We start from the raw sequence: 24,970 nt of genomic DNA on the forward strand, positions 1-24,970 counted from the left end.
TTGGGGGAGGGGTTGGGGGTGAGGGCGATCGACTATCTGTGTCATTAATGAATGAAAAATGATATTAGTAGTTAGTAGCTTCCCCTGCCTCCAGAAGCTTCCCCTGCTCCCAGTCTCAGAAGTCTCCCGCTGCTCTAATCTTTAGAAAGTCGCCCATTAGAGAGAGGCATGGCTCCGGAACCATCGTAGTTTGTTGCCTTTGCAGCGTCGAATAATTTAGCGAGCCATTTAGTTGCTGCTTTGGCAGGAACGGGCGGGGAAAACAAATATCCCTGAACGTATTCGCAACCGAGTTGGCGTAGTTGCATCAGTTGTTCTTTTGTTTCCACGCCTTCAGCGATCGCGGCTAGCTTGAGATTGTGTGCTAAAGCGACGATTGATTCGGTAATTTTCAGGCTCTCGGTATTGTCGCCAAGTCCTTTGACAAACGAGCGATCGATCTTGAGATAGTTAACTGGAAAGCGATGTAAATAACTTAAAGAGGAATAACCCGTCCCGAAATCGTCGATACTCAACTGAATGCCTCTCACTCTCAGCTGCGAAAGAATACCGATCAGGTTTTCAACATCATCCATGAGCATGCTTTCGGTTAACTCTAGCTGCAAATTTCCCCCTTCTAAACCCGTTTGCATGAGAATTTTGTCGATTTTTCGCAAGAAATCTGTATCTCTGAATTGCTTTGCCGAGAGATTGACGCTAACTTTCAGGGGAAATGTGAAGGAGAATTGCTCTTGCCAGCGCTTGATTTGCTGACATACCGAGCCAAGAATCCACTCGCCAATCGGTACGATCGCCCCGGTTTCTTCGGCTAAGGGAATAAATTCGGCTGGAGAGACAAAACCGCGCGTCGGATGCTGCCAGCGAATCAGGGCTTCAAAACCAGCAATCTTACCCATTTGGGTTGAGACGATCGGTTGATAATAGACTTGAAACTCATTTCGCTCTAAGGCTTGGCGCATATCGTTTTCGAGCTGGAGTTGGGCAAGTGCTTGAGCGTACATTTCCTTATCGAATACTTCATAGCACGACTTGCCTTTGGCTTTAGCTCGATACATGGCAATATCAGCATCTCGCAGCAGATCGGAAGCTTGATGGTAGTTGGACGAACTCAAGGCAATCCCGATGCTGGCACTGGTGAAAACTTCTCGCCCGTCGAGATTGAGAGGCTCTTTCAGCTTGGCGGAGATGCGTTCGGCAATGCGGATAGCATCGTTGATATCCTCAATCGCGTCGAGGAGAATGACAAACTCGTCGCCACCCAAGCGAGCGATCGTATCTGTAGTGCGTACTAGGGTTTCTAACCGCTGTGCCGTCGAGATAATCAGTTGGTCGCCTACTTGATGACCGAGACTGTCATTGATGATTTTGAAGCGATCGAGATCGATAAAGAGAACGGCAAAGAGATAACCTGAGTGTCGTTTAGCGCGTTGCAGCGCACTTTCGACTCGCTCCATAAACAAGGTACGATTGGATAACCCCGTGAGGGCATCGTGAAGCGCTTCGTAGAGTAACCGTTCCTGAGCGAGTTTTTCCTGGGTAATGTCGCGAATAATGCCGTCTGTACGGATGGGCAAGCCGTTAGCATCGTAAAGAACGCGGTGACGACTGCTGAGCCACCGCACTTCTCCATCCGGTCGCAGAATTCTATATTCGACGCTCATGTTGCCCAATTCCAGCAACATCTGGGGGATTTGTGCTATTCTTTCGCGATCGTCGGGATGCACGACCTTCAGCCAAAGATCGATATTCTCGAAGAACTCAGAAACCGAACGCCCATAAACCTTTTCGGCAGCCGGATTGAGATAAAGCAGCTTGGGAGGATTGGGTTCGACAGACCAAACAACTTCTTCAAGGGAGTTGAGGATACTTTCCAATCGTTCTTCGCTTTCTTGTAATAATTGCTGTGCCTGTTTGCGATCGGCAATTTCTCGTTGCAAGGCTTCATTGACTTTTCGCAAGGCTTCGTTTTGCTCGATCGCCTGCCGATCTTGAAAATAACTGCGGATGGCTTCCCTGACGGTTAAGCTGAGGTCGGTTTCGTCCCAAGGTTTGGAGATGTAGCGGTAGAGATCGGCATGGTTAACGGCATCGATGACTTCTTCAAAACTGGCTTGTCCGGTTAGGAGGATTTTTCGGGTTTTGGGATAGCGGGCGTGAATTTCGATCAGCAGTTTCTCCCCGCTCATCTGTGGCATGATCCGATCGCAGATAATCAGCGGGATAGGTATCTGTTCTTTTTCTAGTTCGGCAAAGATTTCTAGGGCTTCGCTGGCACTTTGAGCTAAAAGAATTTCATGTTCGTTGCCTAGGAAACTGGTAAGCTGATCGCGCAGAGCGATCAGCACGAATTTTTCATCATCAACGCAGACGATCGCCCCTTTACTCATTAAATTTCTCCAAGCCGGATTTAATGATATTAATCAGCGTTTCCTCGTCCCACGGTTTGGGAATGTAAGCATGCAGGTTGGCATGTACCTTAGCTCGTTCGATCGCGGCTTCGTCCGCCTGTCCGCTCAACAAAACCGTAACGATGTCGGGAAAGCGCTTGTGAACCTCGATTAAAAACTCATCGCCTCTAATTCCAGGCATGAGCCAATCGGAGACGATAATCAGAATTTTGATCCCCTCTCCAGATAATTCTTCAATAACTTCCCAAGCTTCCTCTACGCTCTCGGCAAACTCGTATCGATAGCGATCGCCAAAGTGCTTACTAATCTGATCTCGCAAGCTTAGCAAGATAATTCGTTCGTCATCGACACATAAAATTGCTAGGTTAGTCATCTGTCCCTTGTTATTGGTCGTTGGTGACTGGTAAGCGAGAAATTTACTGCGATCGCACAATAGGAAGCCACACGCTAAATTTAGTATTCCCAGGTTGGCTGGCAACTTTTATCGTTCCTTGATGTTTATCGATAATCTTACGAACGATATTTAATCCCAATCCGCTTCCTTCACCCATTGGTTTGGTGGTAAAGAACGGCTCAAAGATTTGGTCTTGAATTTCTGGGGGAATGCCGCAACCCGAATCGGTTATCTCGACAACGATTTGACCGGCTTGCTCGAAGACGGCAATCCCCAAATGACCTTGGTAGTTCATAGCTTGTAGCGCATTGCCGATTAAATTCGACCAAACTTGGGTCAATTCGTCGGGATAGCAAAGAATCGACGGAACCGAACCATACTCTTTAGTGAGTGCAACGCCTCGTTCGATCTGGTTTTGATAAATTGTCAGCACCGTCTCGATGCTATCGATGACTGAAGCCATGACCATTTCGCCCGTCGAGCTTTGACGAGCAAAATTTTTGAGGGCAAAAACAATTCTGGAAGCGCGATCGACTGCTAGTTTAATATTCCGGCTATTGTTTTGCACGATAGCGAAGTTATAGGCGGTTTCGACGATAGAAACCGGATCGGGCGCTTGTAGAAGCGGCATCATAAAGTCCAAATCGGAAGCGATACCCATTTGAGAGAGAAAAGCGGCTAGAGTCTCGGCATTGTCGATCTCCTTAGCAGCCAGATTTGCCACGATCGCTCGTTTGAGTTGTCGTTCTTCGCGAAAAGACAGCAAAGGTTTGGCGCTTTGGGCAAAGGCGACGAGAGAAAAAAAGGCGATCGCTTGTTCTGCGGTCAGTTTTGTCAGGAGTTTGGGAAGTTTTTGCATCAATCGCTCTAGGGCAGTGGAAATGTTGCCAATCGAGGCACCAATGGCTCCTAGCGGCGTATTGATTTCATGGGCAATCCCGGCGACTAAGTGACCCAAAGCCGCCATTTTTTCTTCCTGCGCGAGTTTGAGTTGGGTTTTGCGCAATTGGAGGTGAACGCGAATGCGGGCGAGGGCTTCTTCGTGGACGATGGGTTTGGTAATATAATCTACCCCACCAACTTCCAAACCCTTGACTTTATCTACCACATCTGATAAAGCCGACATGAAGATGACTGGAATATCCTGAGTTTTGGGATTGGCTTTCAGGCGACGGCAGATTTCCAACCCGTCAATTCCCGGCATCATCACGTCTAACAAAATCAAGTCGGGGGCAATTTCATCGATCTTTGCCAGCGCACTTTCTCCATTTTTGGCAACCGCCACTCTAAAGCCAGATTGACTCAATAGCTCGACCAACACTTTAATGTTGGTTGGGATATCGTCAACAATGAGAATAGAATCTTGCCGAACGGGTTTCATGGTTGTGTTGAAAGATAGGGTTGAATTAACTCGATAATGGCTTCCGTTTCATACTCGCCAGCTAGTTCGGCAACTTTTTCGGCAAAGGTGGCATATTGAGGAGCGAGTTGCTTGAGGCGATCGACTTCTGCCTGAATTTCGAGGACGTAACCTGCTTTGGCAGCTTGGTAGAGAGTTCCTAATTCTGGGGCAGGGGGAATCAGTATTTCGGAGACGGAGGAATCCCCTGCTTCGAAAATTCCATTCTCTTCGTAAAGCCAAACCAATCCCAAATAATCCCGCACTAAATCGAGCAACTCGTCGGTTTGCACGGGTTTGGGCAGAAAATCATCGCAGCCCGCTTCTCGACTCTGCTGGCGGTTGAAGTTAAAGACGCTGGCAGAAGACGCAATGATGGGAATTTTCTGCAAGCTCTCGGACTGACGCAGATGCTTTGTCATAGCAAAGCCATTCATAATTGGCATCACCAGATCTGTAATGATTAAATCAGGCTGAAATTGTTGGGCTTTCTCTAGTCCCTCTCGGCCGTTGCTTGCCTCAAGAACCTTAAAGCCGAGGGGTTCTAGCATGTTAGCTACGACAGAGCGGTTTTCCCAGCGATCGTCTACCACTAAAATTGTCTTGCGATCGCCCCGATACCCAATAACAGGGTGTTTAGATCGCGATGAAGTAGGTTCGATCCAGTCGCTGGTTTCGAGTAAGTCTAGGTCAAACCAGAACTTACTGCCAACGCCATAGATACTCTCTACCTCAATCTTGCCGCCCATCATCTCGACGATTTGACGGCTAATCGTCAGTCCCAAACCCGTTCCTTCTGCCTTGCGATCGCTCTCGCTCGCTTGTTCAAAAGGCAGAAAAATTTTCTCTAGCTGTTCTGGCTTCATACCGATACCACTGTCTTCGACTTGGAAGCGAACCCGATGAAGGGAGCGATCGCTGTTAATGGTTGGCGGTTGTTCCTCATCGCCGATAGGAGGAGATTCCCGATAAACGCCGACTTTTAAAGTTACCCTGCCGCGATCGGTGAATTTGATGGCGTTGCCGATAAGGTTAAGTAAGACTTGACGCAGGCGTTTTTCATCGGCATGGATCGCGATTGGTAAGCGATTGAGGGCTTGATATTCAAAGGCGATTTCTTTCTGTTCGGCACGAACGCGACAGATTTCTTGGATGTTTTGCAAAAAGCTCTCAAAATGGAAACTACTGGGGCAGAGTTCGAGCTTGCGAGCTTCGATTTTCGAGATATCCAAAATATCGTTAATCAAGGTCAGCAGGTGAGTACCGCATTGATAAATGACATTGAGTCCTATCTTCTGTTTGAAATCGAGATTTCTGTCCCGTTGTAGGATTTGCGCGTAGCCGAGAATTCCGTTGAGGGGAGTGCGCAGTTCGTGGCTCATGTTTGCCAAAAATTCGCTTTTTGCCTGGTTAGCAGAATCGGCGGCTTCTTTGGCTTCTTGTAATTGTGTCGTGCGTTCTGCTACCCGTTGCTCCAGTTCTTCGTTAGTTTTTTCCAGGGCAGTAAATGAAGCTCGCAGTTGCTCCGCCATTTTGTTAAAAGATTGCGCCAGCGTTTTCAGTTCCTTGACTTGTTTGACTTCAATGGTTTGTGCTAAATCACCAGACGCGATCGCGGCGCTAGCTTCACTGAGGCGCGAAATGGGTTGGGCTATCCAGCGTGCGGTATACATCCCGACGAGAGTCGCTACTGCCAAGGCTCCTATACACAACAAAATAGTGGTGCGAGTGTTGGCATCGATCTGAGCCATGAAGTCGCTTTCGGGAACGACGACTACGACTAACCAGTCCAATCCGTATTTATCCTGCCAAGGGGTGACTCGGACGAACTGGCGATCGCCATTTAGCTGAAAATTTAGTTCTTGATTTTCTCTAATCCGCCTAAAACTGCCATATTTTTGCTGTAAATACTTGGCTGTAGATTGGATCTGGGAATCGTTACTGTTTAAAGCGTTCAGCCGTTCTGCCTTATCCTCGATCAAAGTAAATGGTCGTTCGAGACTCGAACTGGCGATTAATAACCCATCGCGTTCGATGATAAAGATTTTTCCTGACGGGCTAATTTTTATGTCGCTTAAAAAATCACTGATTTGTGAAAGGATGAGATCGACACCAATGACACCCATCAGTTGCTTGGCGCGATTGTAAACTGGATAGCTTGAAGAAATCGACAAAATATCGGGTTGGTCGCTCCACTGATAAACTTGACTCCACACGGGTTTGCCCGCTTTCGCTGCATCTGCATACCAATCTTCTTCTTGGATAGGAAGTTGGTTGTCTACAATTGAAACCAACTCGCTTCTATATCCTTTCCCATCGGTCGCGTAAACGTATAGCTTGTTAAGATCTTGACTTAAAGTTTCATTGATGATCGGCAATCTATCGTCATCAGTGCGTTCGACACCAATAAATTCGCCTTTCTCATTAGCAAAGTTGATATAACCAACATCAAACACTCGCATCTGCCGCCAGAAGTAGTGTCCGATTTGTTTAAAATTTTGTAAATCGAGCAAGCCTAACTCGATCGCGTCTAAGTTGATTTGATTGATGTGTTGAGGGGTTGCCAGATAATTATTTAGATGTCGATCGACGCGATCGCTCGCCTGTTTCATTAATTGATTGGCGAGATCGGCGATCGCTTCTTGCCCATTTTTAAAGGAAAGATATCCTACCAGTCCTACCGTACCGACGAGTTGCAGCACGAAGGGAACAACTAGAATCGTTCGCAGTTTAATTCGACTAAATAGATTGGTCATCGGTCATTGGTGAGTGAGAAATTGCGCGATCGCTAATTGGCAACCGAATAGTAAGTTTAGTATTCCCAGGTTGGCTGAAAATTTCTATCTTTCCCCGATGTTTTTAAGGCTGCGAAAATGGAAAAGTCTCGTTTGAGGCAAGATAAAGAGTAGAGCGATCGCCAATCACCAAACGTCAACCTCACAATTGATGAACATCGCAGATTTACGCAAAGAATATCTCAGTCAAGGTCTCAGACGCAAAGATCTCAAACCTGACCCTTTCGAACAGTTTGAACTGTGGTTTCAACAGGCCTGTCAAGCCGAACTACTCGAACCCAACGCCATGATTTTGGCAACAGCTTCAGCAACTGCCGCACCCTCCATGCGGACAGTTCTCTTAAAATACTTCGATCGCGAGGGATTCGTCTTCTTCACCAATTACGAAAGCAAAAAAGCTCGCCAAATCCAAGAAAATCCTCAAGTTTCCCTTTTATTTCTCTGGCTTCCTTTAGAACGCCAGGTTCAAATTATCGGTACGGCTGTCAAAATCTCTACGGCTGAGACGCTAAAATATTTTGCTACCCGTCCCAGGGGCAATCAAATTGGCGCTTGGTGTTCTCAGCAAAGTAGCGTTATCTCCTCTCGCCAAATAATTGAAATGAAATTTGAAGAGTTCGCCCGCAAGTTTCAAAACCGCGAAATCCCGCTTCCTTCATTTTGGGGCGGTTACCGAGTTATCCCCCATGGTTTTGAATTTTGGCAAGGACGACCCAATCGACTGCACGACCGTTTCTTCTATTCTCGTCAAGAGGACGGGTCTTGGGAGATTCAACGATTATCTCCGTAAAAGAAAAATTTTGATGATTATTGAATTGAGGAGCGAACAAAGGACAAATGACCAATGACTAAAAAGAAAAAAGGGTTAACCGAAAATGGTCAACCCATAGGCTTGGGAACGCGCTTCAAATCTTTCTAGTTTTGCACGAGCAACTTGACGTTGGCGTTCTGTAGACCGCGCTGCTTGACCTCTGCTAGGGTCTTGTTCACAGCATATTTCTGATTGATGGAGTTGATGAGTTCGGTTTGATTGTGCTTCTTAGCAACACCCCAGAGGTCAGCAATCAAATCGAAGCTTCCATCGCTGTTGCGAGACCAGCCTAAATCATATTCGCCTTCGAGGGTGGCAACGATGTCGGCACGAACGCGCTGACCGTTGTATCCGCGAACGTCAGCATCAGTTTTAACGGAAATACCGAGATCGCGCAGAGAAGCCTTGAGGATTTCTGCATCGGTAATTTTAGTCCGTAGAGTGCTGAAATGAGACATAGTTAGATTTCCTCCAGTAGAAAAGAAGTCAACAACAACTTTAGGTTTTGTGGATGCCGCCTAACATTTGGGTATTAGTAGGTAGAGCGGCTTTTAAATTTGCCAGCACTTAGCTAGCCTTTCCTCCCGTTGGGAACAGGAGAAAGTCTGTTAGAACTCCAATCGCTGATATTCGGCGACGGAGGCTGAGGCAGGTCGTGCCCGCTGTCTCGCCCAATCTCTGAGAGCGGTGACCTGCTCGGTCATGGTCCGGGACAGAGGTAGGGTGGATTTAATCGCAGCAATAATATCTAGCTGCGTAAACTCCCGGTCTTGAGCGAAGGCTTCGTACATCGCAGCGATTAGTGCCTGCTCGATCTCTGCACCGGAAAAACCATCAGAAACTTTAGCCAGTTGTTCGAGGTCGAAGCGAGAAATATCCGAACGACGTTTATTCAGGTGAATCTTAAAGATAGCTTGACGCTCCTCTAGCGTAGGAAGGTCGACAAAGAAAATTTCATCGAAACGACCTTTGCGCAAAAATTCTCCCGGTAACCTTTCAACTCGGTTCGCTGTTGCCATAACGAAGACGGGAGAAGTTTTTTCTTGCATCCAGGTCAGGAAGGAGCCGAAGATACGACTAGAAGTTCCCCCATCGGAATCGGCAGAACCCGTACCGCCTGCGAAGGCTTTGTCCAATTCATCGATGAAGAGAATGACTGGGGAAATGGATTCGGCAGTTTTTAGTGCATTGCGGAGATTGGCTTCCGAACGTCCTACCATCGAGCCATCATAAACCCGACCCATATCTAAACGCAGTAGCGGCAAGCCCCACAAACGAGATGTTGTCTTGGCTATTAGCGATTTGCCGCAACCGGGAACCCCTAGAATTAGCATGCCTTTTGGTTGGGGCAATCCGTATTCTCTCGCTCGTTCTGTAAAGGCGTCGGAACGCTGTTTGAGCCACTTTTTCAGTTCTTCCAAGCCGCCTACTGCATCGATGGTTTCGTCTTCTTCGATGTATTCTAGAATTCCGTTGCGACGAATCTGTTGCTTTTTCTCAGAAAGAATGATGTCAACTTCTTCTTCCGTGAGGCGACTGGCTTTTACATAAGCTTTCCGATAAACTTTTTCGGCTTCATCTTTTGTTAAACCCAGAGCGGCTTTGAGAAGCTTTTCTCTAGCCTCTGTCGTGATGCGGCGATTTTTAGTTCGTTCGAGTTGTACGGACAGAACGCGATCGAGTTCGCTCAGGTCGGGTAGAGGATAGTCAACGACAACTGCATCCTTTTCTAGCTCGATGGGGATTTCTTGAATCGGCGACATAAGGATAATGATTTTTTCTGTCCCCTTAAAGCTTGCGATCGCATCTCTCAACCATCGATTGACGGCTGCCGAGGAAATAAAAGGATGCAAATCCTTGAAGATAAAAATACCGGGTTCTCTTTGGCGCACGACCCATTCAATTGCCGCTTCTGGGGAAACCGTGTTGTGCTGAGTGGTTTGTCGAGGCTGACCGTATTCGACGATTCCATGGGTCACTGTCCATACAAAGACTCGCCGATGCTGAGTTTTCGTCTGTGCAATTCTAGCGATCGCTTGCTCGGCTCGTTCCTCTTCTGACGTGACGAGGTAAATCAGAGGGTATTGAGCTTGTATTAGTATGTTTAGCTCTTCTTTCATATTATCGACCTAAGTTTAGGTAAGTTTTCTTAGACGGTTAAACCTCTATGCTTCCAGCCTCTCTAACCTTTCAGCAAGGAACTAATTCTTCTTCCCCTTCTGACTTAGCTTGAGCGCGGACTGTCTCTTTGACTTCTATTGGAAATTCATCTGAGATAACGCCCGGTTGGTGTTTGAGGGAAACTAATTCCCCATCCCGCATTACCACTGCTGCTTCGCATTCGGGACAAACGTGAACTTGGTATGTTTTCCCGTGTACGGATGATTCTATTTCTTCTATCTTCTCTGGATACTTTAAATAGAATGCTATCGCTTTTTCTACTATCGCAGACATAGATTCATCATCTATCGCTGCTCTAATCTTTAACTGGCGATGTACTCCTGCGGGAATATATAGTGTGACTTTTTGCTTGTCTTGCATATCACTCTAATAGGTTTTACCCGGGTATACCTTAGTACGTTAGCGATTTTATTTTTTACTGTCAAGCTGGTAAGCTGTTTTGATGGCAAACTTGTAATATTTCTTAACAATAAGGGAAATAAATCCTTATGTTAGTAAGTAAGCGAACAAATCCAGGTAAGATAGTCACAGAGCTATGTTGCTAAACGGGAAAACAAATCGTGCTAGTCTCACTCATTGCTGACTTCCGTATCATCTTCGAGCGAGATCCTGCTGCTCGTAACTGGTTGGAAGTGCTTTTTTGCTATCCGGGTCTACAAGCGCTGGTGTTTCATCGCGTCGCTCATTGGTTGCGCAATCTAGGCATTCCCTTCATTCCTCGCTTAATCTCTCACCTAGCCCGTTTCTTGACAGGAATTGAAATTCATCCGGGGGCGAAAATTGGTCGGGGAGTTTTTATCGATCATGGAATGGGAGTAGTGATCGGAGAAACGGCGATCGTGGGAGATTATGCCTTAATCTATCAAGGAGTCACCCTGGGCGGCACAGGAAAAGAAAGCGGCAAACGCCACCCCACGCTAGGAGAAAACGTGGTCGTTGGGGCTGGTGCAAAAGTTCTCGGCAATATTCAAATTGGCAACAACGTTCGCATCGGTGCGGGTTCGGTCGTGTTGCGGGATGTTCCCTCTGACTGCACGGTAGTTGGCGTTCCGGGTCGGATTATCTATCGTTCTGGGGTTCGCGTCGATCCGCTAGAGCATGGTAATCTTCCCGACTCAGAAGCAATTGTTATTCGCGCTCTCGTCGATCGCATTGAGGCATTAGAGCAACAAATTGAAGAGCTACAAAAGTCACACTCGAGAACGGAAGCTTCAGTAGAATCGGCATCTATACAATCTGCTCGTTCAGAAAATTCGCGTCCGGTCGGTCAGTGCTGTTCTTTAAATAAAAAGTCGATCGGAGAATTTTTGGATGGAACGGTAGAGTTCTGAAATTGCTCTATGGATTTAGCGATCGCGCTATCCAGATTTGAGAATCATCTAAGTCATATTGCCAGCGGTTTTGCGGTTCTCCTCGCAATTCGAGGTGTTCTACTCGTTCTGGAGCAAGCAGTAAAAGACAAAAGTTAGCCAGGGGTTCGTTAGGCAAAGGAGGTGGCAGCGAAAAAGCCGATGCCTTCTCTACTCTCTTTTGTCCGGGATCTGGCCAAGCGAATTGCGATCGCGCTCCGTCGGATAGCTGTTGCCAAACCAGTCGGCGAGCTTTTTGTAAGCTTTCGTCGGGATAATCTACCGTTATAACGGTTAGGTTACCTAGAAGGCGAAATTGTTCGCGAGTTTTTGTAAAATACCAACAAGCTTCTCCCCAAGGTCGCTCTTCGATCTGGGAAACTTTTTCGCTACGAGAGTCGGTTACAATTTGTAGCTGATTGCTTCCCTCCAGAAATCCCCGAAAGACAACAGTTCGGTTAGCTGGTCTTCCGTCTTTTCTAACGGTTGCTAATTGCAGGTAGCGCGAGTAAGGTTGAGAGCGGTTGAGATGTAAAGCGCGAGATAAGGGAGATCTCCAGGGAGCAAGTGACATGATTTGGTTATTAGTTTAGTAGATAGTAGGTCGTGTAACTACTAACTACTATCCACTAACTACTATCTGTTTTACGACGCTGCTTCAAACTCTTCTTTAGTAGCACCACAGACAGGACATACCCAGTCTTCCGGTAACTCTTCAAAAAGCGTTCCGGGTTCTATTCCATTATCGGGATCGCCGACCTCTGGATCGTATTCGTAACCGCAAACCGAACAAATATATTTTCTCATAATCGCTCTCCTTGCTTTACTAGGCTAAATCAATAGCGCCAGGTTTTTGCGATCCCGTAAATGATGCCCGTCAGGATCGAAAGCGCGAATAAAAACAAAATAATGCCGCCAGGAATAAACGTCAGAATCCCCAATCCCCTCATTAGGTAGACAACAAGGGTGACTAATAAAGAAATGGCAAATAGATAACCGAGCACCGAGGTATTAGAAGAGGTATTTTTACTTATTTACTAGGTTGTTTTTCAAGATCGCACTGCCAGGCAGAAAAAAGCTGGATCGAGACTTTAGCGATCGCCAACAGCGATTGTTTATATTCTCCCTTGCGAAGTCGATGAGAGCAAGAATTTTCTCTTTGTCGATCGTCGTTAGCACCTAGGTCGAAAAAATTAATTATTTTTCATAAAAATCCAAAAGCTCAGATCCAAAAGGGACTTGAGAAGTTTCCTTTCAGATGCGATCGATGATTTTAATTGACTCATACCATTTTTCATTCATTAATGACAGAGATGGTCGATTGCCCTCACCCCCAACTCCTCTCCCTATTTGGGAGAGGGGAGAAGAATGTCGATCGCGAAAACCTGAAAATTGGTATTAAATCTATCATCTTATCAAGCCAATTTCTCAATCGAAAATCGCCCTAAGCTTTTCTAATCGAGCTTCTAGCGTTTTAGTTACTGTTGTCAGATATTCGGTAACGAGCTTTTTTGTTTATTGTTTTTATTTATTTAAATAAAAAACATAAAATTTTATTTAAATAACCATAAAAGCTTATAAAACTATTTTATTGATTTAATATCCAAAATAATTTTATTTTCTTTTACATAATCTTTTTTAATTCTTAAATTATTGAGATATGCTCTTTTCTTTGTACGTAATTTGGTCAATAATGCGATCGACGACCTTAATAAAGAAAACTGCTAATGCCCACGGGCAAAGCAGCCATAAACAAACAAAATTTATTTGCTCGCATAGGAGAGGAAGAACCTTGACTTTAAAACTGGCAGTTTACGGAAAAGGCGGAATCGGCAAATCTACGACAAGCTGTAATATATCCGCTGCTCTCGCCAAGAGAGGCAAAAAAGTTCTCCAAATTGGTTGCGATCCCAAGCACGACAGCACTTTTACCCTGACTGGATTTTTAATTCCTACGATCATTGACACCCTGCAAGAAAAAGACTTCCACTATGAAGACATTTGGCCCGAAGATGTTATCTACGATGGATATGCAGGCGTTAAATGCGTAGAAGCAGGAGGTCCTCCGGCGGGTGCTGGTTGCGGCGGTTATGTCGTTGGCGAGACGGTGAAGCTACTTAAAGAATTAAATGCTTTTGACGAATTCGATGTCATTCTTTTTGACGTTCTCGGCGACGTAGTTTGCGGTGGTTTTGCTGCGCCACTGAATTATGCCGACTACTGCATCATCGTTACCGACAATGGTTTTGACGCACTCTTTGCTGCTAACCGCATCGCTGCGTCAGTACGCGAGAAAGCACGAACGCATCCACTCCGGTTAGCAGGTTTGATCGGCAACCGTACCTCCAAGCGCGACTTAATTGATAAGTACGTCTCTCACGTCCCGATGCCCGTCTTAGAAATTCTGCCATTAATTGAAGATATTCGCGTTTCCCGCGTTAAAGGTAAGACGCTGTTTGAAATGGCACAAAGCGATCCTTCTCTCAACTACGTCTGCGACTACTATCTCAACATTGCCGATCAGCTAATAGCAAAACCTGAAGGGGTAGTTCCTCAAGACGCACAAGATAGAGAGTTATTCTCCTTGCTGTCCGACTTTTACCTCAATCCTCAAAAACCGCAAGTAACTGCGGAAGAAGAATTAGATCTGATGATGGTTTAGTTATTTGTTAGTCGTTAGTGGTTCAGTCGCTCTCTAGCAACTAACTACTAACAAAAGTTTAAAGTTTATAAGTAAAGGAGACTATTAAATGACCGCTACACAAGAACCAACCGCACTGACGTTTGAATGTGAAACTGGGAATTATCATACTTTTTGTCCGATTAGCTGCGTCGCTTGGCTTTATCAGAAAATTGAAGACAGCTTCTTTTTGGTTATCGGAACTAAAACTTGCGGTTACTTCCTGCAAAATGCTATGGGAGTTATGATTTTCGCAGAACCGCGCTATGCGATGGCGGAGTTGGAAGAAGGAGATATTTCTGCACAGTTAAACGATTATGAAGAATTAAAGCGGTTGTGCTTGCAAATTAAACGCGATCGCAATCCCAGTGTTATCGTCTGGATCGGAACTTGTACCACTGAAATCATCAAGATGGACTTAGAAGGCTTAGCACCCAAGTTAGAAGCAGAAATTGGCATTCCTATCGTCACTGCGCGTGCTAACGGTTTAGACTATGCCTTCACCCAAGGAGAAGACACTGTTCTGGCGGCAATGGCACACAAGTGTCCCAACAAAGCACCAGAAGCTGAAAAAGAAGATCGCAATGCCATTCAAAAACTACTGAACTTTGGTCGCAAGAAAGAAGAAGTTCGTGCCGAAGAATCCGAATACGCCGACCATCCTCCACTCGTCCTGTTCGGTTCTTTGCCCGATCCCGTCGTTACCAACCTTACCCTAGAACTGAAGAAGCAAGGGATTAAAGTTTCTGGTTGGTTGCCCTCTAAGCGTTATACCGAGTTACCCGTCATTGAAGAAGGCTACTACGTTTGCGGCGTAAATCCTTTCCTTTCTCGTACTGCTACCACCCTCATGCGCCGTCGCAAGTGCAAATTAATTGGCGCACCTTTCCCAATTGGTCCCGATGGTACTCGCGCTTGGATTGAGAAAATTTGCTCTGTCTTCAACATCCAGCCCAAGGGTTTGGAAGAACGGGAGTCTCAAATTTGGGAAAGCTTGGAAGATTATATCAAACTGATTCGCGGGAAGTCTGTCTTTTTCATGGGAGACAACTTATTAGAAATCTCTTTGGCACGTTTCCTTATTCGCTGCGGTATGACTTGCCTGGAAATTGGCATTCCCTACATGGATAAGCGCTATCAAGCGGGCGAATTGGCGCTGCTAGAGAAGACTTGTAAAGAAATGGGCGTTTCTATGCCCAAGATTGTTGAGAAGCCCGATAATTACAATCAGATCCAGCGCATTCAAGAACTTAAGCCCGATCTCGTCATTACGGGTATGGCTCATGCTAACCCATTAGAAGCTCGCGGGATCGATACCAAGTGGTCGGTAGAATTTACCTTCGCTCAGATTCATGGCTTTACCAATGCCCGCGATATTTTAGAGTTGGCAACTCGCCCGCTACGTCGCAACAACAACCTCAAAGAATTAGGATGGGATAAGTTGGTCAAGGAAGAAGCTAAAGTTTAAGTGCAACGTTTAGAGCTTTTTCTCTCAATTTTGAGTAATGGGTAGGAGTTTTTTTCTTCTACTCTTTATCTTTTTTTTATTGGAGAATTTTTATCCTTAAAATATTCTTATCAATTTTATTTGTAAAGTTTATTTGCAATTTATAAAAAAATTGTTACAAAATAGAAAGTAAGGAGGCGAGGCAAATTTAAAGCGTCTCCAGTCCACACTAGAAAACCTCCTAGATTAACTATGGTTTACACTCCAGCTTTTTCGGCAAATCTTCCGCTCAACACCCAGTTTGTTGACGTTCCCTCCACGACTGCTGGGTACCAGCGTCTGGGAGTAGATGACAAGTTAGGTTTACTTTGGTTTGCTTACACCCAAATGGGTCGCTCCATTACGCCAGCGGCTCCCGGTGCTGCTCGCCTGCAATTTGCCGAAGGATTGCTCAATCAAATCAAGCAAATGTCCTATGACGAGCAATTGCAGGTAATGCGCGATCTGGTCAGAAAAGTCAGCACTCCGATTACCCGCTCCTACGGAGTTCTCAGCATCAATACCAAACTGGCTTTCTGGTATCAGTTAGCCGAATTAATGAAAGAAGGTGTTGTCGTTCCCGTCCCTGCTAACTATCAGATGAGTCGCGAGGCTAGCGAAGTCCTCGCCGCGATTGAGAGATTAGACTTCAGCCAACAGATTACGGTTCTGCGCAATGCTGTTGCTGATATGGGAGTCGATCCTCTGGCATAAGATATATCCCTTAAAAATGGATAAAGAGCAGGAATATTCCTGCTCTTATTGTTCAATAAAGGCTTGAGGAAATTTAATATGATATCTACTACTCAATTCAGCATCAAAGAAATTACTGAGCCAGTCATTGTAAGCTATTTTGAAACTTTAAATGCAGGCGACTTTGAAGCAACGGCAAGCCTGTTTGCTGCTGAGGGTGCTTTGTGTCCTCCTTTTGAATCCCCAATTGTCGGAAGAGAAGCGATCGCGAATTACCTAAAGACTGAAGCCCAAGGACTACAACTTTATCCCCTCGAAGGAATTGCTGAAGGATTAGAAGACGGCCTGACGGAATTTCAAATCCAAGGCAAAGTACAAACACCTTTATTCGGGGTCAACGTTGCCTGGCAATTCATCGTGAATGCTGCCAAAGAAATTCTCTCAGTCGAGGTAAAATTATTAGCCTCTCTCGAAGAGCTAGTCCAAATGCGTCGTTAAGCTGAAGTATAGGCAGGTTGCTCGAAAGCCAAGGCTAGACGCTTGCGCCCCAATTCAATATCTTTGGGAGAGGGCAACCAGTCTGGATGGCTGGTCATTAATAGACTTTCAATACTCTCTTTATCAAACAAGTGCCAAGTGAGGGAACCTGCTACTTCATCTTCAATGGCGTAGCAGTTGCTGCTGATACAGTGGAGAGTAAAACCACTGCCAGCAAGGCGATCGACGGTCATGGATTCCTGGGGTTGAAGCGAGCGGAATCGCGAGATAACTTCTCTCAATTCTTCAATCGATGACACAATTAGTCCTGGAATGCTAACTTGAAGCCGGCTGTCGCTATTGACAGAGATCCAGTAATGACGAGATGGATCGATACCTTCCAACCAGGAAAATTCATCATCTAAACGATAGCGGGGGGCGAGGATGAATTGCTGTGTCATGGTTTTAATGTAGGATGCGAGCTATATTGACTTTGCTTTCTAACATTTGTAATAGGAAGCCATAGGTAGTACAAGGCAATTTAATAAAAGTTAAAGTTATGGCGAGTATAAAGAAAATTTTGTACATACTTCTTTACAAATAGTCGGTTGTTCTGTTTTATTCGGGATAATAAGCTACCTCTAACGAGATAGAGAAAAACCAAAGATTTTGTTAAAATCGATCCGAAAAAGAAGCCTAGAGAGAAGAACCCGAGCCATGACCCAAACCCGCTCCCAAAAACCGATTGTTATTGCCCCGTCGATCCTATCGGCTGACTTCAGCCGCTTGGGAGAAGAAATAAAAGCTGTAGACGAAGCTGGCGCTGACTGGATTCACGTAGACGTAATGGACGGTCGCTTTGTTCCCAATATCACTATTGGTCCCCTGATTGTAGAAGCGATTCGTCCCTACACGAAAAAGCCGTTGGACGTTCATTTAATGATCGTGGAACCCGAAAAATATGTTGGCGATTTTGCCAAAGCTGGAGCGGACATTATTTCTGTTCATGCCGAACATAACGCTTCGCCTCACCTCCATCGCACGCTCAGCCAAATTCGGGAACTCGGCAAACAAGCTGGGGTAGTTCTCAATCCCTCTTCACCGCTGGAACTGATCGAGTACGTTCTGCATTTGTGCGATTTAGTTCTGATTATGAGCGTTAACCCAGGATTCGGCGGTCAAAGCTTCATTCCCGAAGTAGTGCCTAAGATCCAAAAGCTGCGTCAGATGTGCGACGAAAAAGGACTCGATCCCTGGATTGAGGTAGATGGCGGACTAAAACCTGCTAATACTTGGCAAGTTTTAGAAGCAGGAGCTAACGCGATCGTAGCAGGTTCTGCCGTGTTCAATGCACCCGACTATGCGGCAGCAATTGAAGGCATTCGCAACAGCAAGCGCCCTCAACCGGAATTAGCCAAAGTTTAAGCGATCGTCGCATATTACCGATACTTTAGAGATAGGGCGATCCAGATTTGGATCGCTTTTTTGTTTCTCATTTGAATTCAGACGAAATTTTTGATGGCGATTGCCCATGAACTTCATCAACAAAATTCTCAATAGCCGATTTTGGGCATTGGCAATTAAAGAAATCAATCAAATTCTGAGGGATAAATCTTTAATTTTCTTTTTATTATTTCCCCCGACAATTCAGTTATTAATTTATGGATTTGCCTTAAATCCAGACGTACAAAATCTCAAATTAGGAATTGTCGATTATGCTCGAACTAATGAGAGTCAGGAATTAGTTTTTGCCTTGACCGAAAAAACTGACAACATATTTATTGCCGATCGCTATTTCTTAAAAGAAGAAGAATTAAGCGAGCGAGTTAGAGAAGGAAAACTGACGGTAGGGGTGGTTATTCCACCAGATTTCCAGCGCAAAATCTCTCAAGATAGAACGGCAGAAATCCAAGTTTTTATCGATGGTGTAGATGCAAATACAGCCGGAATTGCTAGTGGTTATATCAATCAAATTATCGAACAATACAATCGAAATTTGGAAAGCGATCGCCTAGAACCTTTAGTCGATCTGCAAACCACTTTTCTCTACAATCCCGGACTGATTAGTAGCTGGTTTTTCGTACCGGGAATGATGGGCGTTATCTTTACTCTGATTAGTTCTCTGGTTTCTGCTGGAACAGTTGTCAGAGAAAAAGATAGCGGAACCTTAGAACAATTGCTGATGACTCCCGCCGAAGCTTGGGAAATTCTATTGGCTAAAATTGTGCCATTATTTGTCCTTCTTATGGGAGATGTTCTTTTAGCTGTAGTCGTAGGAAGCGTTGTTTTTAGAGTTCCATTTCAAGGAAATTTTCTACTGTTTTTAGTTTTATCGGGATTATATATTTTTGTGGGAATTGGAATTGGGATTATGCTGGCAACGATTTCTCGCACTCAGCAACAAGCATTTCTCATCTCATTTTTTATTAATTTACCTTTAATTCAACTGTCAGGTGCGATCGCTCCTGTTGAAAGTATGCCGACTATTTTTCAATATTTGTCTTTTGTTAACCCCCTACGGCATTACGTGGCAATCGTGCGTGGAATTCTGTTAAAAGGTATTGGTTTAGGGGCACTCTGGCAACACGCGATCGCGCTTTTATTTTTTGCTGTCATAATCTTATCAGTTAGTATCAGTCGCTTCCGCCGTCAATTAGTTTAAGTCCTTATCAGGAGTTTTTAATCTTTTTAAGAACTCGTCATAAAAACTTAAGAAAAATTAATAAATTGACACTTTTTTTTACTTAATCAAAATTAACTATATCTTTATAAGTAATTTGATATATTTCTGATATGATAAAAAGTTTTTTTAGACCGCCAATAACAGACAAAAATTATGAAAAAGTACCTTGCAGAGTTTCTAGGAACTTTCACTCTAGTTCTTTTTGGTTGTGGTGCAGCCGTTCTCGCTGGCGACCGGATAGGCAGTTTAGGAATTGCTCTAGCCTTCGGTTTTGCTTTTACTGCCATGGCATATGGCATTGGTCCCCTTTCTGGCTGTCATCTCAATCCGGCCGTTAGCCTGGGAATGTATACTGCTGGCAGAATGACGGGTAAAGATTTGGGCTCCTATATCATCGCTCAACTGTTAGGCGCGATCGCAGGCGCTGCCGTGTTATTGCTAATCGCGACCGGACACCTGGGAGGATACGATCTTGCAGCTAGAGGTCTCGGTCAGAATGGCTGGGGAGATAACTATGGAGGAGAATACAATATTGCAGCCGCGATCGTCTTTGAATTCATCGCCAGCCTGCTGTTTGTCATTGTCTTTTTAGGTGCCACCCAGGCAGGCGTTCCGACTGAATTGGCTGGAGTTGCGATCGGAATTGCCCTGACAGGATTTTATCTTGTTGGTCTGCCCTTGACGGGAGCTTCGCTCAATCCGGCACGGAGTCTGGGACCTGCTCTTTTTGCAGGAGGAAGAGCTATTTCTCAACTGTGGCTGTTCCTAGTCGTTCCCTCCATAGCAGGAATTGTTAGCGGCTGGCTGTACCGGAGTGGAATTTTAGCCAAAGAACACGTAAGACCCAGAGTGACCGAAGTACCGGAACAGCAACCTATGACGTAAGGCATAATTATTCAAATCTCTTAAGATCGCTTCAGAAAAACTATCCTCAGCGGAAGTTCTCTCGAAGCGATCTTTCTTTTAGTGGTTAGCCGTTAGTAGGGGCGAGTCGATCTAAAAACGCTAGAGGTTACCCATACCCAGTGGAAAACTGTCCCTACATTGGCCGCGCAGCGCTGACTTCTAGGGTTGCGGTTAGAGATTTGGCTGCCAACAACCCTTCAAACAGTTTCCGACCGTCTGTTGCGCCCAGAAGCGCATCTGAGGCTCTTTCTGGATGAGGCATCATTCCCAAAACATTGCCTTGTTCGTTGGTAATTCCGGCAATGTTATTCAAAGAACCATTGGGGTTGCCGATGTCATTAATTTCTCCTGTTGGCGTGCAATAACGAAACAGAACGCGATCGCTATCTTCTAAGGCTTTTAGCGTCTCTTCATCGGCGTAATAACGACCTTCGCCGTGGGCAATTGGCAAGGTAATGACTTGTTTGGCACAATAAGCTTGAGTCCAAGGAAAATTCGTATTTTCGACTCGGATGGGAACGCGATCGCAGATAAAATGTAAATCTCGATTGCGGATTAGTGCTCCAGGTAAAAGACCTACTTCTGTTAGGATCTGAAAGCCGTTACAAATTCCCAAAACAAATTTACCTGCCCTAGCGTGTTCGATAACGCTTTTGATGACGGGAGAAAAACGTGCGATCGCACCGCAACGTAAATAGTCGCCGTAGCTGAACCCTCCTGGCAGGACGACGACATCTAAGTCAGAAATATCGGTTTCTTGGTGCCAAACCATGCGAGTCGGTTGTGAGAGCAATCCTTCTGTCACCATTGCCACATCGCGATCGCAGTTTGACCCCGGAAAGACAACAATCCCAAATTTCATAATTTATTCTACTGATGCTGGACTAGAAATCGGCGTTAACTCGAAGCGATAATTTTCAATAACTGGATTGGCCAGGAAGCGATCGCAAATTAAATCCAACTGTTCTCGCGCCCGTTCTTCATTTTCTGCACTTAGTGTCAGTTCTATATACTTACCAATTCTGACTCCTCCTACCCCTTGATAGCCTAACTGCTTGAGTCCAGATTCTACTGCCGTCCCTGCCGGATCGAGAACCGAAGGGCGAAGGGTTACATAAATGCGAGATTGAAATGTTTGAGACATCTATTCTGGCGATCGCTCCCTTAGTTACCAGTTACCAGTTTATTCGATCTATACTGCTTTAATGGCGACACGATAAAAACAGATCTATTTCTAAAGACATTAAAATTAATAGCAAATTGCAAATCCTAGATTGGTAATGAAAGCCCAACGCACCCGCTCTCAAGAGAGAATTTTTCGCCTTCTAAAAACTTTAAATCGTGCTATTTCGGCGCAGGAACTTTATATAGAACTGCGCAACCGAGAGCAAAATATGGGATTAGCTACAGTCTATCGTTCTCTAGAAGCCTTAAAACTTCAGGGTACGGTTCAGGTGCGAACGCTGGCAACCGGAGAATCGCTCTATAGCTTGGCACAACAAGACCAACATCATCTAACTTGCGTCAATTGCGGGCGATCGATTCTTATTAGTGAATGTCCCGTCCACGATTTAGAAGAAAAACTAGAAAAATCTCATCAGTTTAAAATCTATTATCATACTCTCGAATTTTTTGGCTTGTGTCACCAATGTCAGCCAATTGCCAGCAGTTAGCTTGCTTAACAAATCTTTGTCTTTTATCTTTCGAGCTATCCTCCATCTTCCCTATCTCCCCTATAATCTCTAACTAACAAACTACTGAGGGAAAGCCAAGCGAATATGCGAATTTTATTTGTAGCTGCGGAAGCAGCCCCCATAGCCAAAGTGGGTGGAATGGGAGATGTGGTCGGTGCCCTACCCAAAGTCCTCAGAAAGCTAGGCTATGACGTGCGAATTTTTTTGCCCTATTATGGCTTTCTCGCCGATAAAATCGAGATCCCTAAAGAACCAATCTGGTGGGGATTTGCCATGTTTCAAGATTTTGCCGTCTATGAAACCACCCTACCCGATACCGACGTTCCCTTGTATTTATTCGGACATCCAGCGTTCGATCCTCGTCGTATCTATTCTGGAGAAGATGAATATTGGCGCTTCACGTTTTTCTCTAACGGTGCGGCAGAATTTGCCTGGAATTGTTGGAAACCGCAAGTCATTCACTGTCACGACTGGCACACGGGCATGATTCCGGTTTGGATGCATCAATCTCCCGATATCAGTACGGTTTTCACTATTCACAACCTCGCCTATCAGGGACCGTGGCGCGCTTTGTTGGAGCAAATTACTTGGTGTCCTTGGTATATGCAAGGCGATAACGTTATGGCAGCCGCTATTCAATACGCCAATCGCGTGACGACCGTTTCGCCTACCTATGCCCGTCAGATTCAAACGCCCAATTATGGGGAACAATTACACGGATTGCTATCATACATTAGCGGCAATCTAGTCGGAATCCTCAACGGCATCGATACCGAAAGTTACGATCCGGCAACGGATAAATACATTCATCAAACCTATACCGTCGATACTATCGAAAAGCGGCTAACTAATAAGATTGCCCTCCAAGAGGAAGTCGGACTTGAAGTGAACAAAAAAGCCTTTCTCATCGGCATGGTTACTCGCCTAGTGGAACAGAAAGGCATCGATCTAGTTCTGAATATTTTGGAGCGATTTATGGCGTATACGGACGCGCAAATCGTTATTCTAGGAACGGGCGATCGCTACTATGAATCCCAACTGTGGCAACTTGCCTCTCGCTTTCGAGGTCGCATGTCCGTGCAAATCCTCTATAACGATGTTCTAGCGCGGCGAATTTATAGCGGTGCCGATGTCTTTCTCATGCCATCCCGCTTCGAACCCTGCGGGATCGGTCAACTGTTAGCCCTGCGCTATGGCTGCGTCCCTATCGTCAGGCGCACCGGCGGCTTAGTCGATACCGTTTCTTTCTACGACCCCGAAAATGAGACGGGAACGGGCTATGCGTTCGATCGCTACGAACCGCTAGACCTTTTTACTTGTATGGTACGTGCCTGGGAAGGCTTCCGCTACAAGAAGGAGTGGAGGAAATTGCAACAACGAGGAATGCAGCAAGATTTTAGTTGGTATAGCTCGGCAGTAGAATACATCAAAGTTTACAAACAGATTACGGGACAACCGGGTGAGTTAAGCGAAGATGAAAAAGAAAAATTAGCGATGTTGACTAATTCAGATCGAGTTGCTAAATAAAAAAACAAAAGAATAGACTCTACCTATTCTCTTCCATTTATTTAAGAGCGCGCTGGGCGAGAGAGCGAACCTGAGCTTTTAAATCCTCGGTCGGAGCTACATTCTCGGCTTTCGCAAAAAGCGTTTTTGCCGTCGCTTCATCGCCTCGCTCGACGCGCAAAACAGCTTTTTTAATTAGCGCATCAAAATTATCGGCTTGTTGGGCGAGTACGCGATCGTAGACCGTTTCCTCCCGATTCTTGTCCCCTTTGGCTGCATAAATATCAGCCAGAATGAAGTGCAAATCGAAGCTCTTAGTCGGCTGCTCGACGATCTTCTCCAATACAGGAATTGCTTTGTCCAACTGCTTTTGCTGTATATAGAGGTCGGCTAGATTGGTTAGAGCCGCAAAATTCCTGGGGTCTTTCTCTAGAATGCGCTCGTACTGCTGAGTCAATTGTTGTTCTGGCGTTTGCGCCGGACCGAAGGCTCCATTGACGGCAAAGAACAAAGCAGCGCTGACTCCTAGCAATCCAAGACTCGACATCAACAGAAGCGGCACGAATTTGCGAGAACTCGCCACCGACGAGCGTTTGTTGGCAGGCATGCTTCGCTTCAAGCCACTCTCTAAGGGAATTTGTCCCTGAAACTGATGGGTTTTATTCAACTCCGAGAGCAGCCAGACGATGGGGGCGGATGCTCCCACGGCTTTTAATCTATACTGCCCTTGGTTGGAGACAATCGGGATTGCCGAATAAAACCTTTGATATTTCGCGTTAACGGCATCGAGGCGAGCAAGCAGCGGTTGCAAGTTAGCTTCGATTTGCAGTTGAGAGATTGGACCGGGTTCGAGCAAATCGCATTGGGTAAAAATCAGCGCAAAGGGATAGTCTAAGCCATGCTGGTTGACCAATGAGGCAATGGCAACTATCTGTTTGATTAGTTCCTCGATCGTCTCTAGATATCTTGGATTGTGAACCAGTGCCTTCCCATTAAAAAAGACACAGCAGCCATGAGAACTCAGAACCATTTTTTGAAAGTCGGGGTTCTGCAGGTTACAGGATTCGCCGGGAACGTCCCACCAGCGAAAATAGCAGCTCGTTTTTTCTTCCTGCCGCTGGCGATGTTTCAGAGCAAAGTTAAAATCCGTAATTTTCATCGTCGGTGGAGGATACTGACCCGTTCGCGCCACGTATTCCAGAATCCCTTCAATATTTTCTTTTCCCTGACTATCTCGACACTCCAGCCACCAGGATTGAGAACCTTCTTTCTGCCGATTAGCTAACAGCTCCGTATAGCTGCCAGCGAGAAAAACTGTTTTGCCTACGCCCCGATGACCGATGCTTAGGAGATTAAATACTGGTATGTCAGACTGAGATCGCCTACTCATTTTTATAATTATAGCTCGAATGGTAATAATCTAAATTGAGATTTCACCGTTGGTTTTATACCTAAGTAATACACGAATCTAACTTGAGATTCCGCAGTTAAATTTCTAAAGTAGATAT

Annotated in this window: 26 protein-coding genes; 12 read left to right on the forward strand and 14 right to left on the reverse strand. The window is 45.4% G+C overall.

The genetic code is table 11. From position 1 onward, the window contains the following. Positions 1-134 precede the first annotated feature (134 nt). The 4 genes from NIES593_RS09505 to NIES593_RS09520 are packed head-to-tail and all read right to left on the reverse strand — an operon-like array spanning position 135 to position 6,957. On the reverse strand, positions 135-2,387 hold the full coding sequence (locus tag NIES593_RS09505; RefSeq protein WP_073599354.1) for a GGDEF/EAL domain-containing response regulator: 2,253 nt from the start codon (positions 2,385-2,387) through the stop codon (positions 135-137). Further along, on the reverse strand, positions 2,380-2,781 hold the full coding sequence (locus tag NIES593_RS09510; RefSeq protein ID WP_073599355.1) for a response regulator: 402 nt from the start codon (positions 2,779-2,781) through the stop codon (positions 2,380-2,382). The genes NIES593_RS09505 and NIES593_RS09510 overlap by 8 nt, the downstream gene beginning before the upstream one ends. Before the next feature lie 43 nt (positions 2,782-2,824). Next, entirely contained in the window at positions 2,825-4,183 is a 1,359-nt protein-coding gene (locus tag NIES593_RS09515; protein ID WP_073599356.1) for a sensor histidine kinase, read from the reverse strand. Beyond that, the gene (locus NIES593_RS09520) at positions 4,180-6,957 is read right to left on the reverse strand and encodes a hybrid sensor histidine kinase/response regulator (protein ID WP_073599357.1); all 2,778 of its coding nucleotides are present in this window, start codon (positions 6,955-6,957) and stop codon (positions 4,180-4,182) included. The genes NIES593_RS09515 and NIES593_RS09520 overlap by 4 nt, the downstream gene beginning before the upstream one ends. Before the next feature lie 190 nt (positions 6,958-7,147). Between NIES593_RS09520 and pdxH the strand changes: the two genes are divergently transcribed. Beyond that, positions 7,148-7,786 (forward strand): pyridoxamine 5'-phosphate oxidase, encoded by a 639-nt coding sequence (gene pdxH / locus NIES593_RS09525; RefSeq protein ID WP_073599358.1) that lies wholly within the window; start codon positions 7,148-7,150, stop codon positions 7,784-7,786. A gap of 125 nt (positions 7,787-7,911) precedes the next feature. On the opposite strand, the gene NIES593_RS09530 is transcribed toward pdxH, so the two are convergent. The 3 genes from NIES593_RS09530 to NIES593_RS09540 form a co-directional block, all read right to left on the reverse strand. Then, positions 7,912-8,265, reverse strand: a complete 354-nt coding sequence (locus NIES593_RS09530; RefSeq protein WP_015144627.1) for a DUF1257 domain-containing protein — start codon at positions 8,263-8,265, stop codon at positions 7,912-7,914. A 150-nt stretch (positions 8,266-8,415) separates the two neighbouring features. Continuing rightward, positions 8,416-9,927: a stress-responsive protein Ycf46 gene (ycf46, locus tag NIES593_RS09535; RefSeq protein ID WP_073599359.1), complete on the reverse strand. Its 1,512-nt coding sequence runs from the start codon at positions 9,925-9,927 to the stop codon at positions 8,416-8,418. A gap of 70 nt (positions 9,928-9,997) precedes the next feature. Continuing rightward, on the reverse strand, positions 9,998-10,348 hold the full coding sequence (locus NIES593_RS09540; protein ID WP_073599360.1) for a slr0373 family blue light stress response protein: 351 nt from the start codon (positions 10,346-10,348) through the stop codon (positions 9,998-10,000). A gap of 200 nt (positions 10,349-10,548) precedes the next feature. On the opposite strand from NIES593_RS09540, the gene cysE reads away from it, so the two are divergent. Further along, the gene (gene cysE / locus NIES593_RS09545; RefSeq protein ID WP_073599361.1) at positions 10,549-11,319 is read left to right on the forward strand and encodes a serine O-acetyltransferase; all 771 of its coding nucleotides are present in this window, start codon (positions 10,549-10,551) and stop codon (positions 11,317-11,319) included. Positions 11,320-11,326: 7 nt separating this feature from the next. Here cysE and NIES593_RS09550 read toward each other — a convergent pair whose 3' ends face one another. The 3 genes from NIES593_RS09550 to NIES593_RS24045 form a co-directional block, all read right to left on the reverse strand. Beyond that, complete coding sequence (locus NIES593_RS09550; protein WP_073599362.1) at positions 11,327-11,911, reverse strand: Npun_F5749 family FMN-dependent PPOX-type flavoprotein; 585 nt, start codon at positions 11,909-11,911, stop codon at positions 11,327-11,329. A 71-nt stretch (positions 11,912-11,982) separates the two neighbouring features. Beyond that, positions 11,983-12,144 carry a rubredoxin gene (gene rd / locus NIES593_RS09555; RefSeq protein ID WP_073599363.1) on the reverse strand — a complete coding sequence of 54 codons (162 nt, stop codon included), beginning with the start codon at positions 12,142-12,144 and terminating at the stop codon, positions 11,983-11,985. Positions 12,145-12,173: 29 nt separating this feature from the next. After that, the gene (locus tag NIES593_RS24045) at positions 12,174-12,341 is read right to left on the reverse strand and encodes a hypothetical protein (protein ID WP_175561088.1); all 168 of its coding nucleotides are present in this window, start codon (positions 12,339-12,341) and stop codon (positions 12,174-12,176) included. A 300-nt stretch (positions 12,342-12,641) separates the two neighbouring features. Here NIES593_RS24045 and NIES593_RS24050 point away from each other — a divergent pair, with 300 nt between their 5' ends. The 5 genes from NIES593_RS24050 to NIES593_RS09580 all read left to right on the forward strand — a co-directional run bounded on the left by NIES593_RS24050 (position 12,642) and on the right by NIES593_RS09580 (position 16,694). Then, positions 12,642-12,785, forward strand: coding sequence for a hypothetical protein (locus NIES593_RS24050; protein ID WP_175561089.1), 144 nt, complete (start codon positions 12,642-12,644; stop codon positions 12,783-12,785). A gap of 344 nt (positions 12,786-13,129) precedes the next feature. Next, the gene (gene bchL / locus NIES593_RS09565) at positions 13,130-13,999 is read left to right on the forward strand and encodes a ferredoxin:protochlorophyllide reductase (ATP-dependent) iron-sulfur ATP-binding protein (protein WP_073599466.1); all 870 of its coding nucleotides are present in this window, start codon (positions 13,130-13,132) and stop codon (positions 13,997-13,999) included. 88 nt (positions 14,000-14,087) lie between these two features. Beyond that, positions 14,088-15,485, forward strand: coding sequence for a ferredoxin:protochlorophyllide reductase (ATP-dependent) subunit N (locus NIES593_RS09570; RefSeq protein WP_073599365.1), 1,398 nt, complete (start codon positions 14,088-14,090; stop codon positions 15,483-15,485). Positions 15,486-15,716: 231 nt separating this feature from the next. After that, positions 15,717-16,217 (forward strand): orange carotenoid protein N-terminal domain-containing protein, encoded by a 501-nt coding sequence (locus NIES593_RS09575; protein WP_073599366.1) that lies wholly within the window; start codon positions 15,717-15,719, stop codon positions 16,215-16,217. Positions 16,218-16,295: 78 nt separating this feature from the next. Beyond that, positions 16,296-16,694 (forward strand): ketosteroid isomerase family protein, encoded by a 399-nt coding sequence (locus tag NIES593_RS09580; RefSeq protein ID WP_073599367.1) that lies wholly within the window; start codon positions 16,296-16,298, stop codon positions 16,692-16,694. On the opposite strand, the gene NIES593_RS09585 is transcribed toward NIES593_RS09580, so the two are convergent. Continuing rightward, positions 16,691-17,134 carry a hypothetical protein gene (locus NIES593_RS09585; RefSeq protein ID WP_073599368.1) on the reverse strand — a complete coding sequence of 148 codons (444 nt, stop codon included), beginning with the start codon at positions 17,132-17,134 and terminating at the stop codon, positions 16,691-16,693. The two genes, NIES593_RS09580 and NIES593_RS09585, sit on opposite strands and share 4 nt — an antisense overlap. 256 nt (positions 17,135-17,390) lie before the next feature. Here NIES593_RS09585 and rpe point away from each other — a divergent pair, with 256 nt between their 5' ends. The 3 genes from rpe (at position 17,391) to NIES593_RS09600 (ending at position 20,241) form a co-directional block, all read left to right on the forward strand. Next, positions 17,391-18,098: a ribulose-phosphate 3-epimerase gene (gene rpe, locus NIES593_RS09590; protein ID WP_073599369.1), complete on the forward strand. Its 708-nt coding sequence runs from the start codon at positions 17,391-17,393 to the stop codon at positions 18,096-18,098. A 106-nt stretch (positions 18,099-18,204) separates the two neighbouring features. Further along, positions 18,205-19,335 (forward strand): ABC transporter permease, encoded by a 1,131-nt coding sequence (locus NIES593_RS09595; protein WP_073599370.1) that lies wholly within the window; start codon positions 18,205-18,207, stop codon positions 19,333-19,335. Positions 19,336-19,509: 174 nt separating this feature from the next. Then, positions 19,510-20,241, forward strand: coding sequence for an aquaporin (locus tag NIES593_RS09600; RefSeq protein WP_073599371.1), 732 nt, complete (start codon positions 19,510-19,512; stop codon positions 20,239-20,241). 154 nt (positions 20,242-20,395) lie between these two features. Here NIES593_RS09600 and purQ read toward each other — a convergent pair whose 3' ends face one another. Both purQ and purS read right to left on the reverse strand, forming a co-directional pair. Then, a complete protein-coding gene (purQ, locus tag NIES593_RS09605) occupies positions 20,396-21,124 on the reverse strand; it encodes a phosphoribosylformylglycinamidine synthase subunit PurQ (RefSeq protein ID WP_073599372.1) in 729 nt (242 codons plus the stop codon). Positions 21,125-21,127: 3 nt separating this feature from the next. Beyond that, positions 21,128-21,406, reverse strand: coding sequence for a phosphoribosylformylglycinamidine synthase subunit PurS (gene purS, locus NIES593_RS09610; protein ID WP_073599373.1), 279 nt, complete (start codon positions 21,404-21,406; stop codon positions 21,128-21,130). Between the two features lie 136 nt (positions 21,407-21,542). On the opposite strand from purS, the gene NIES593_RS09615 reads away from it, so the two are divergent. After that, positions 21,543-21,935 carry a Fur family transcriptional regulator gene (locus NIES593_RS09615; protein WP_073599374.1) on the forward strand — a complete coding sequence of 131 codons (393 nt, stop codon included), beginning with the start codon at positions 21,543-21,545 and terminating at the stop codon, positions 21,933-21,935. A 105-nt stretch (positions 21,936-22,040) separates the two neighbouring features. Next, positions 22,041-23,483 (forward strand): glycogen synthase GlgA, encoded by a 1,443-nt coding sequence (gene glgA / locus NIES593_RS09620; protein WP_073599375.1) that lies wholly within the window; start codon positions 22,041-22,043, stop codon positions 23,481-23,483. 37 nt (positions 23,484-23,520) lie between these two features. On the opposite strand, the gene NIES593_RS09625 is transcribed toward glgA, so the two are convergent. Next, complete coding sequence (locus NIES593_RS09625) at positions 23,521-24,852, reverse strand: tetratricopeptide repeat protein (protein ID WP_073599376.1); 1,332 nt, start codon at positions 24,850-24,852, stop codon at positions 23,521-23,523. Positions 24,853-24,970 lie beyond the last annotated feature (118 nt).

The sequence above is a fragment of the Hydrococcus rivularis NIES-593 genome, from assembly GCF_001904635.1.
Taxonomy (GTDB): Bacteria; Cyanobacteriota; Cyanobacteriia; order Cyanobacteriales; family Microcystaceae; genus Hydrococcus; species Hydrococcus rivularis.

Bases quoted from the DNA above. Each gene is read 5' to 3' on its own strand.
- NIES593_RS09505 (WP_073599354.1), bottom strand. From the start codon at position 2,387: ATGAGTAAAGGGGCGATCGTCTGCGTTGATGATGAAAAATTCGTGCTG.
- NIES593_RS09510 (WP_073599355.1), bottom strand. From the start codon at position 2,781: ATGACTAACCTAGCAATTTTATGTGTCGATGACGAACGAATTATCTTG.
- NIES593_RS09515 (WP_073599356.1), bottom strand. From the start codon at position 4,183: ATGAAACCCGTTCGGCAAGATTCTATTCTCATTGTTGACGATATCCCA.
- NIES593_RS09520 (WP_073599357.1), bottom strand. From the start codon at position 6,957: ATGACCAATCTATTTAGTCGAATTAAACTGCGAACGATTCTAGTTGTT.
- pdxH (WP_073599358.1), top strand. From the start codon at position 7,148: ATGAACATCGCAGATTTACGCAAAGAATATCTCAGTCAAGGTCTCAGA.
- NIES593_RS09530 (WP_015144627.1), bottom strand. From the start codon at position 8,265: ATGTCTCATTTCAGCACTCTACGGACTAAAATTACCGATGCAGAAATC.
- ycf46 (WP_073599359.1), bottom strand. From the start codon at position 9,927: ATGAAAGAAGAGCTAAACATACTAATACAAGCTCAATACCCTCTGATT.
- NIES593_RS09540 (WP_073599360.1), bottom strand. From the start codon at position 10,348: ATGCAAGACAAGCAAAAAGTCACACTATATATTCCCGCAGGAGTACAT.
- NIES593_RS09550 (WP_073599362.1), bottom strand. From the start codon at position 11,911: ATGTCACTTGCTCCCTGGAGATCTCCCTTATCTCGCGCTTTACATCTC.
- rd (WP_073599363.1), bottom strand. From the start codon at position 12,144: ATGAGAAAATATATTTGTTCGGTTTGCGGTTACGAATACGATCCAGAG.
- NIES593_RS24050 (WP_175561089.1), top strand. From the start codon at position 12,642: ATGACAGAGATGGTCGATTGCCCTCACCCCCAACTCCTCTCCCTATTT.
- NIES593_RS09570 (WP_073599365.1), top strand. From the start codon at position 14,088: ATGACCGCTACACAAGAACCAACCGCACTGACGTTTGAATGTGAAACT.
- NIES593_RS09575 (WP_073599366.1), top strand. From the start codon at position 15,717: ATGGTTTACACTCCAGCTTTTTCGGCAAATCTTCCGCTCAACACCCAG.
- NIES593_RS09580 (WP_073599367.1), top strand. From the start codon at position 16,296: ATGATATCTACTACTCAATTCAGCATCAAAGAAATTACTGAGCCAGTC.
- NIES593_RS09585 (WP_073599368.1), bottom strand. From the start codon at position 17,134: ATGACACAGCAATTCATCCTCGCCCCCCGCTATCGTTTAGATGATGAA.
- rpe (WP_073599369.1), top strand. From the start codon at position 17,391: ATGACCCAAACCCGCTCCCAAAAACCGATTGTTATTGCCCCGTCGATC.
- NIES593_RS09595 (WP_073599370.1), top strand. From the start codon at position 18,205: ATGAACTTCATCAACAAAATTCTCAATAGCCGATTTTGGGCATTGGCA.
- NIES593_RS09600 (WP_073599371.1), top strand. From the start codon at position 19,510: ATGAAAAAGTACCTTGCAGAGTTTCTAGGAACTTTCACTCTAGTTCTT.
- purQ (WP_073599372.1), bottom strand. From the start codon at position 21,124: ATGAAATTTGGGATTGTTGTCTTTCCGGGGTCAAACTGCGATCGCGAT.
- purS (WP_073599373.1), bottom strand. From the start codon at position 21,406: ATGTCTCAAACATTTCAATCTCGCATTTATGTAACCCTTCGCCCTTCG.
- NIES593_RS09615 (WP_073599374.1), top strand. From the start codon at position 21,543: ATGAAAGCCCAACGCACCCGCTCTCAAGAGAGAATTTTTCGCCTTCTA.
- glgA (WP_073599375.1), top strand. From the start codon at position 22,041: ATGCGAATTTTATTTGTAGCTGCGGAAGCAGCCCCCATAGCCAAAGTG.
- NIES593_RS09625 (WP_073599376.1), bottom strand. From the start codon at position 24,852: ATGAGTAGGCGATCTCAGTCTGACATACCAGTATTTAATCTCCTAAGC.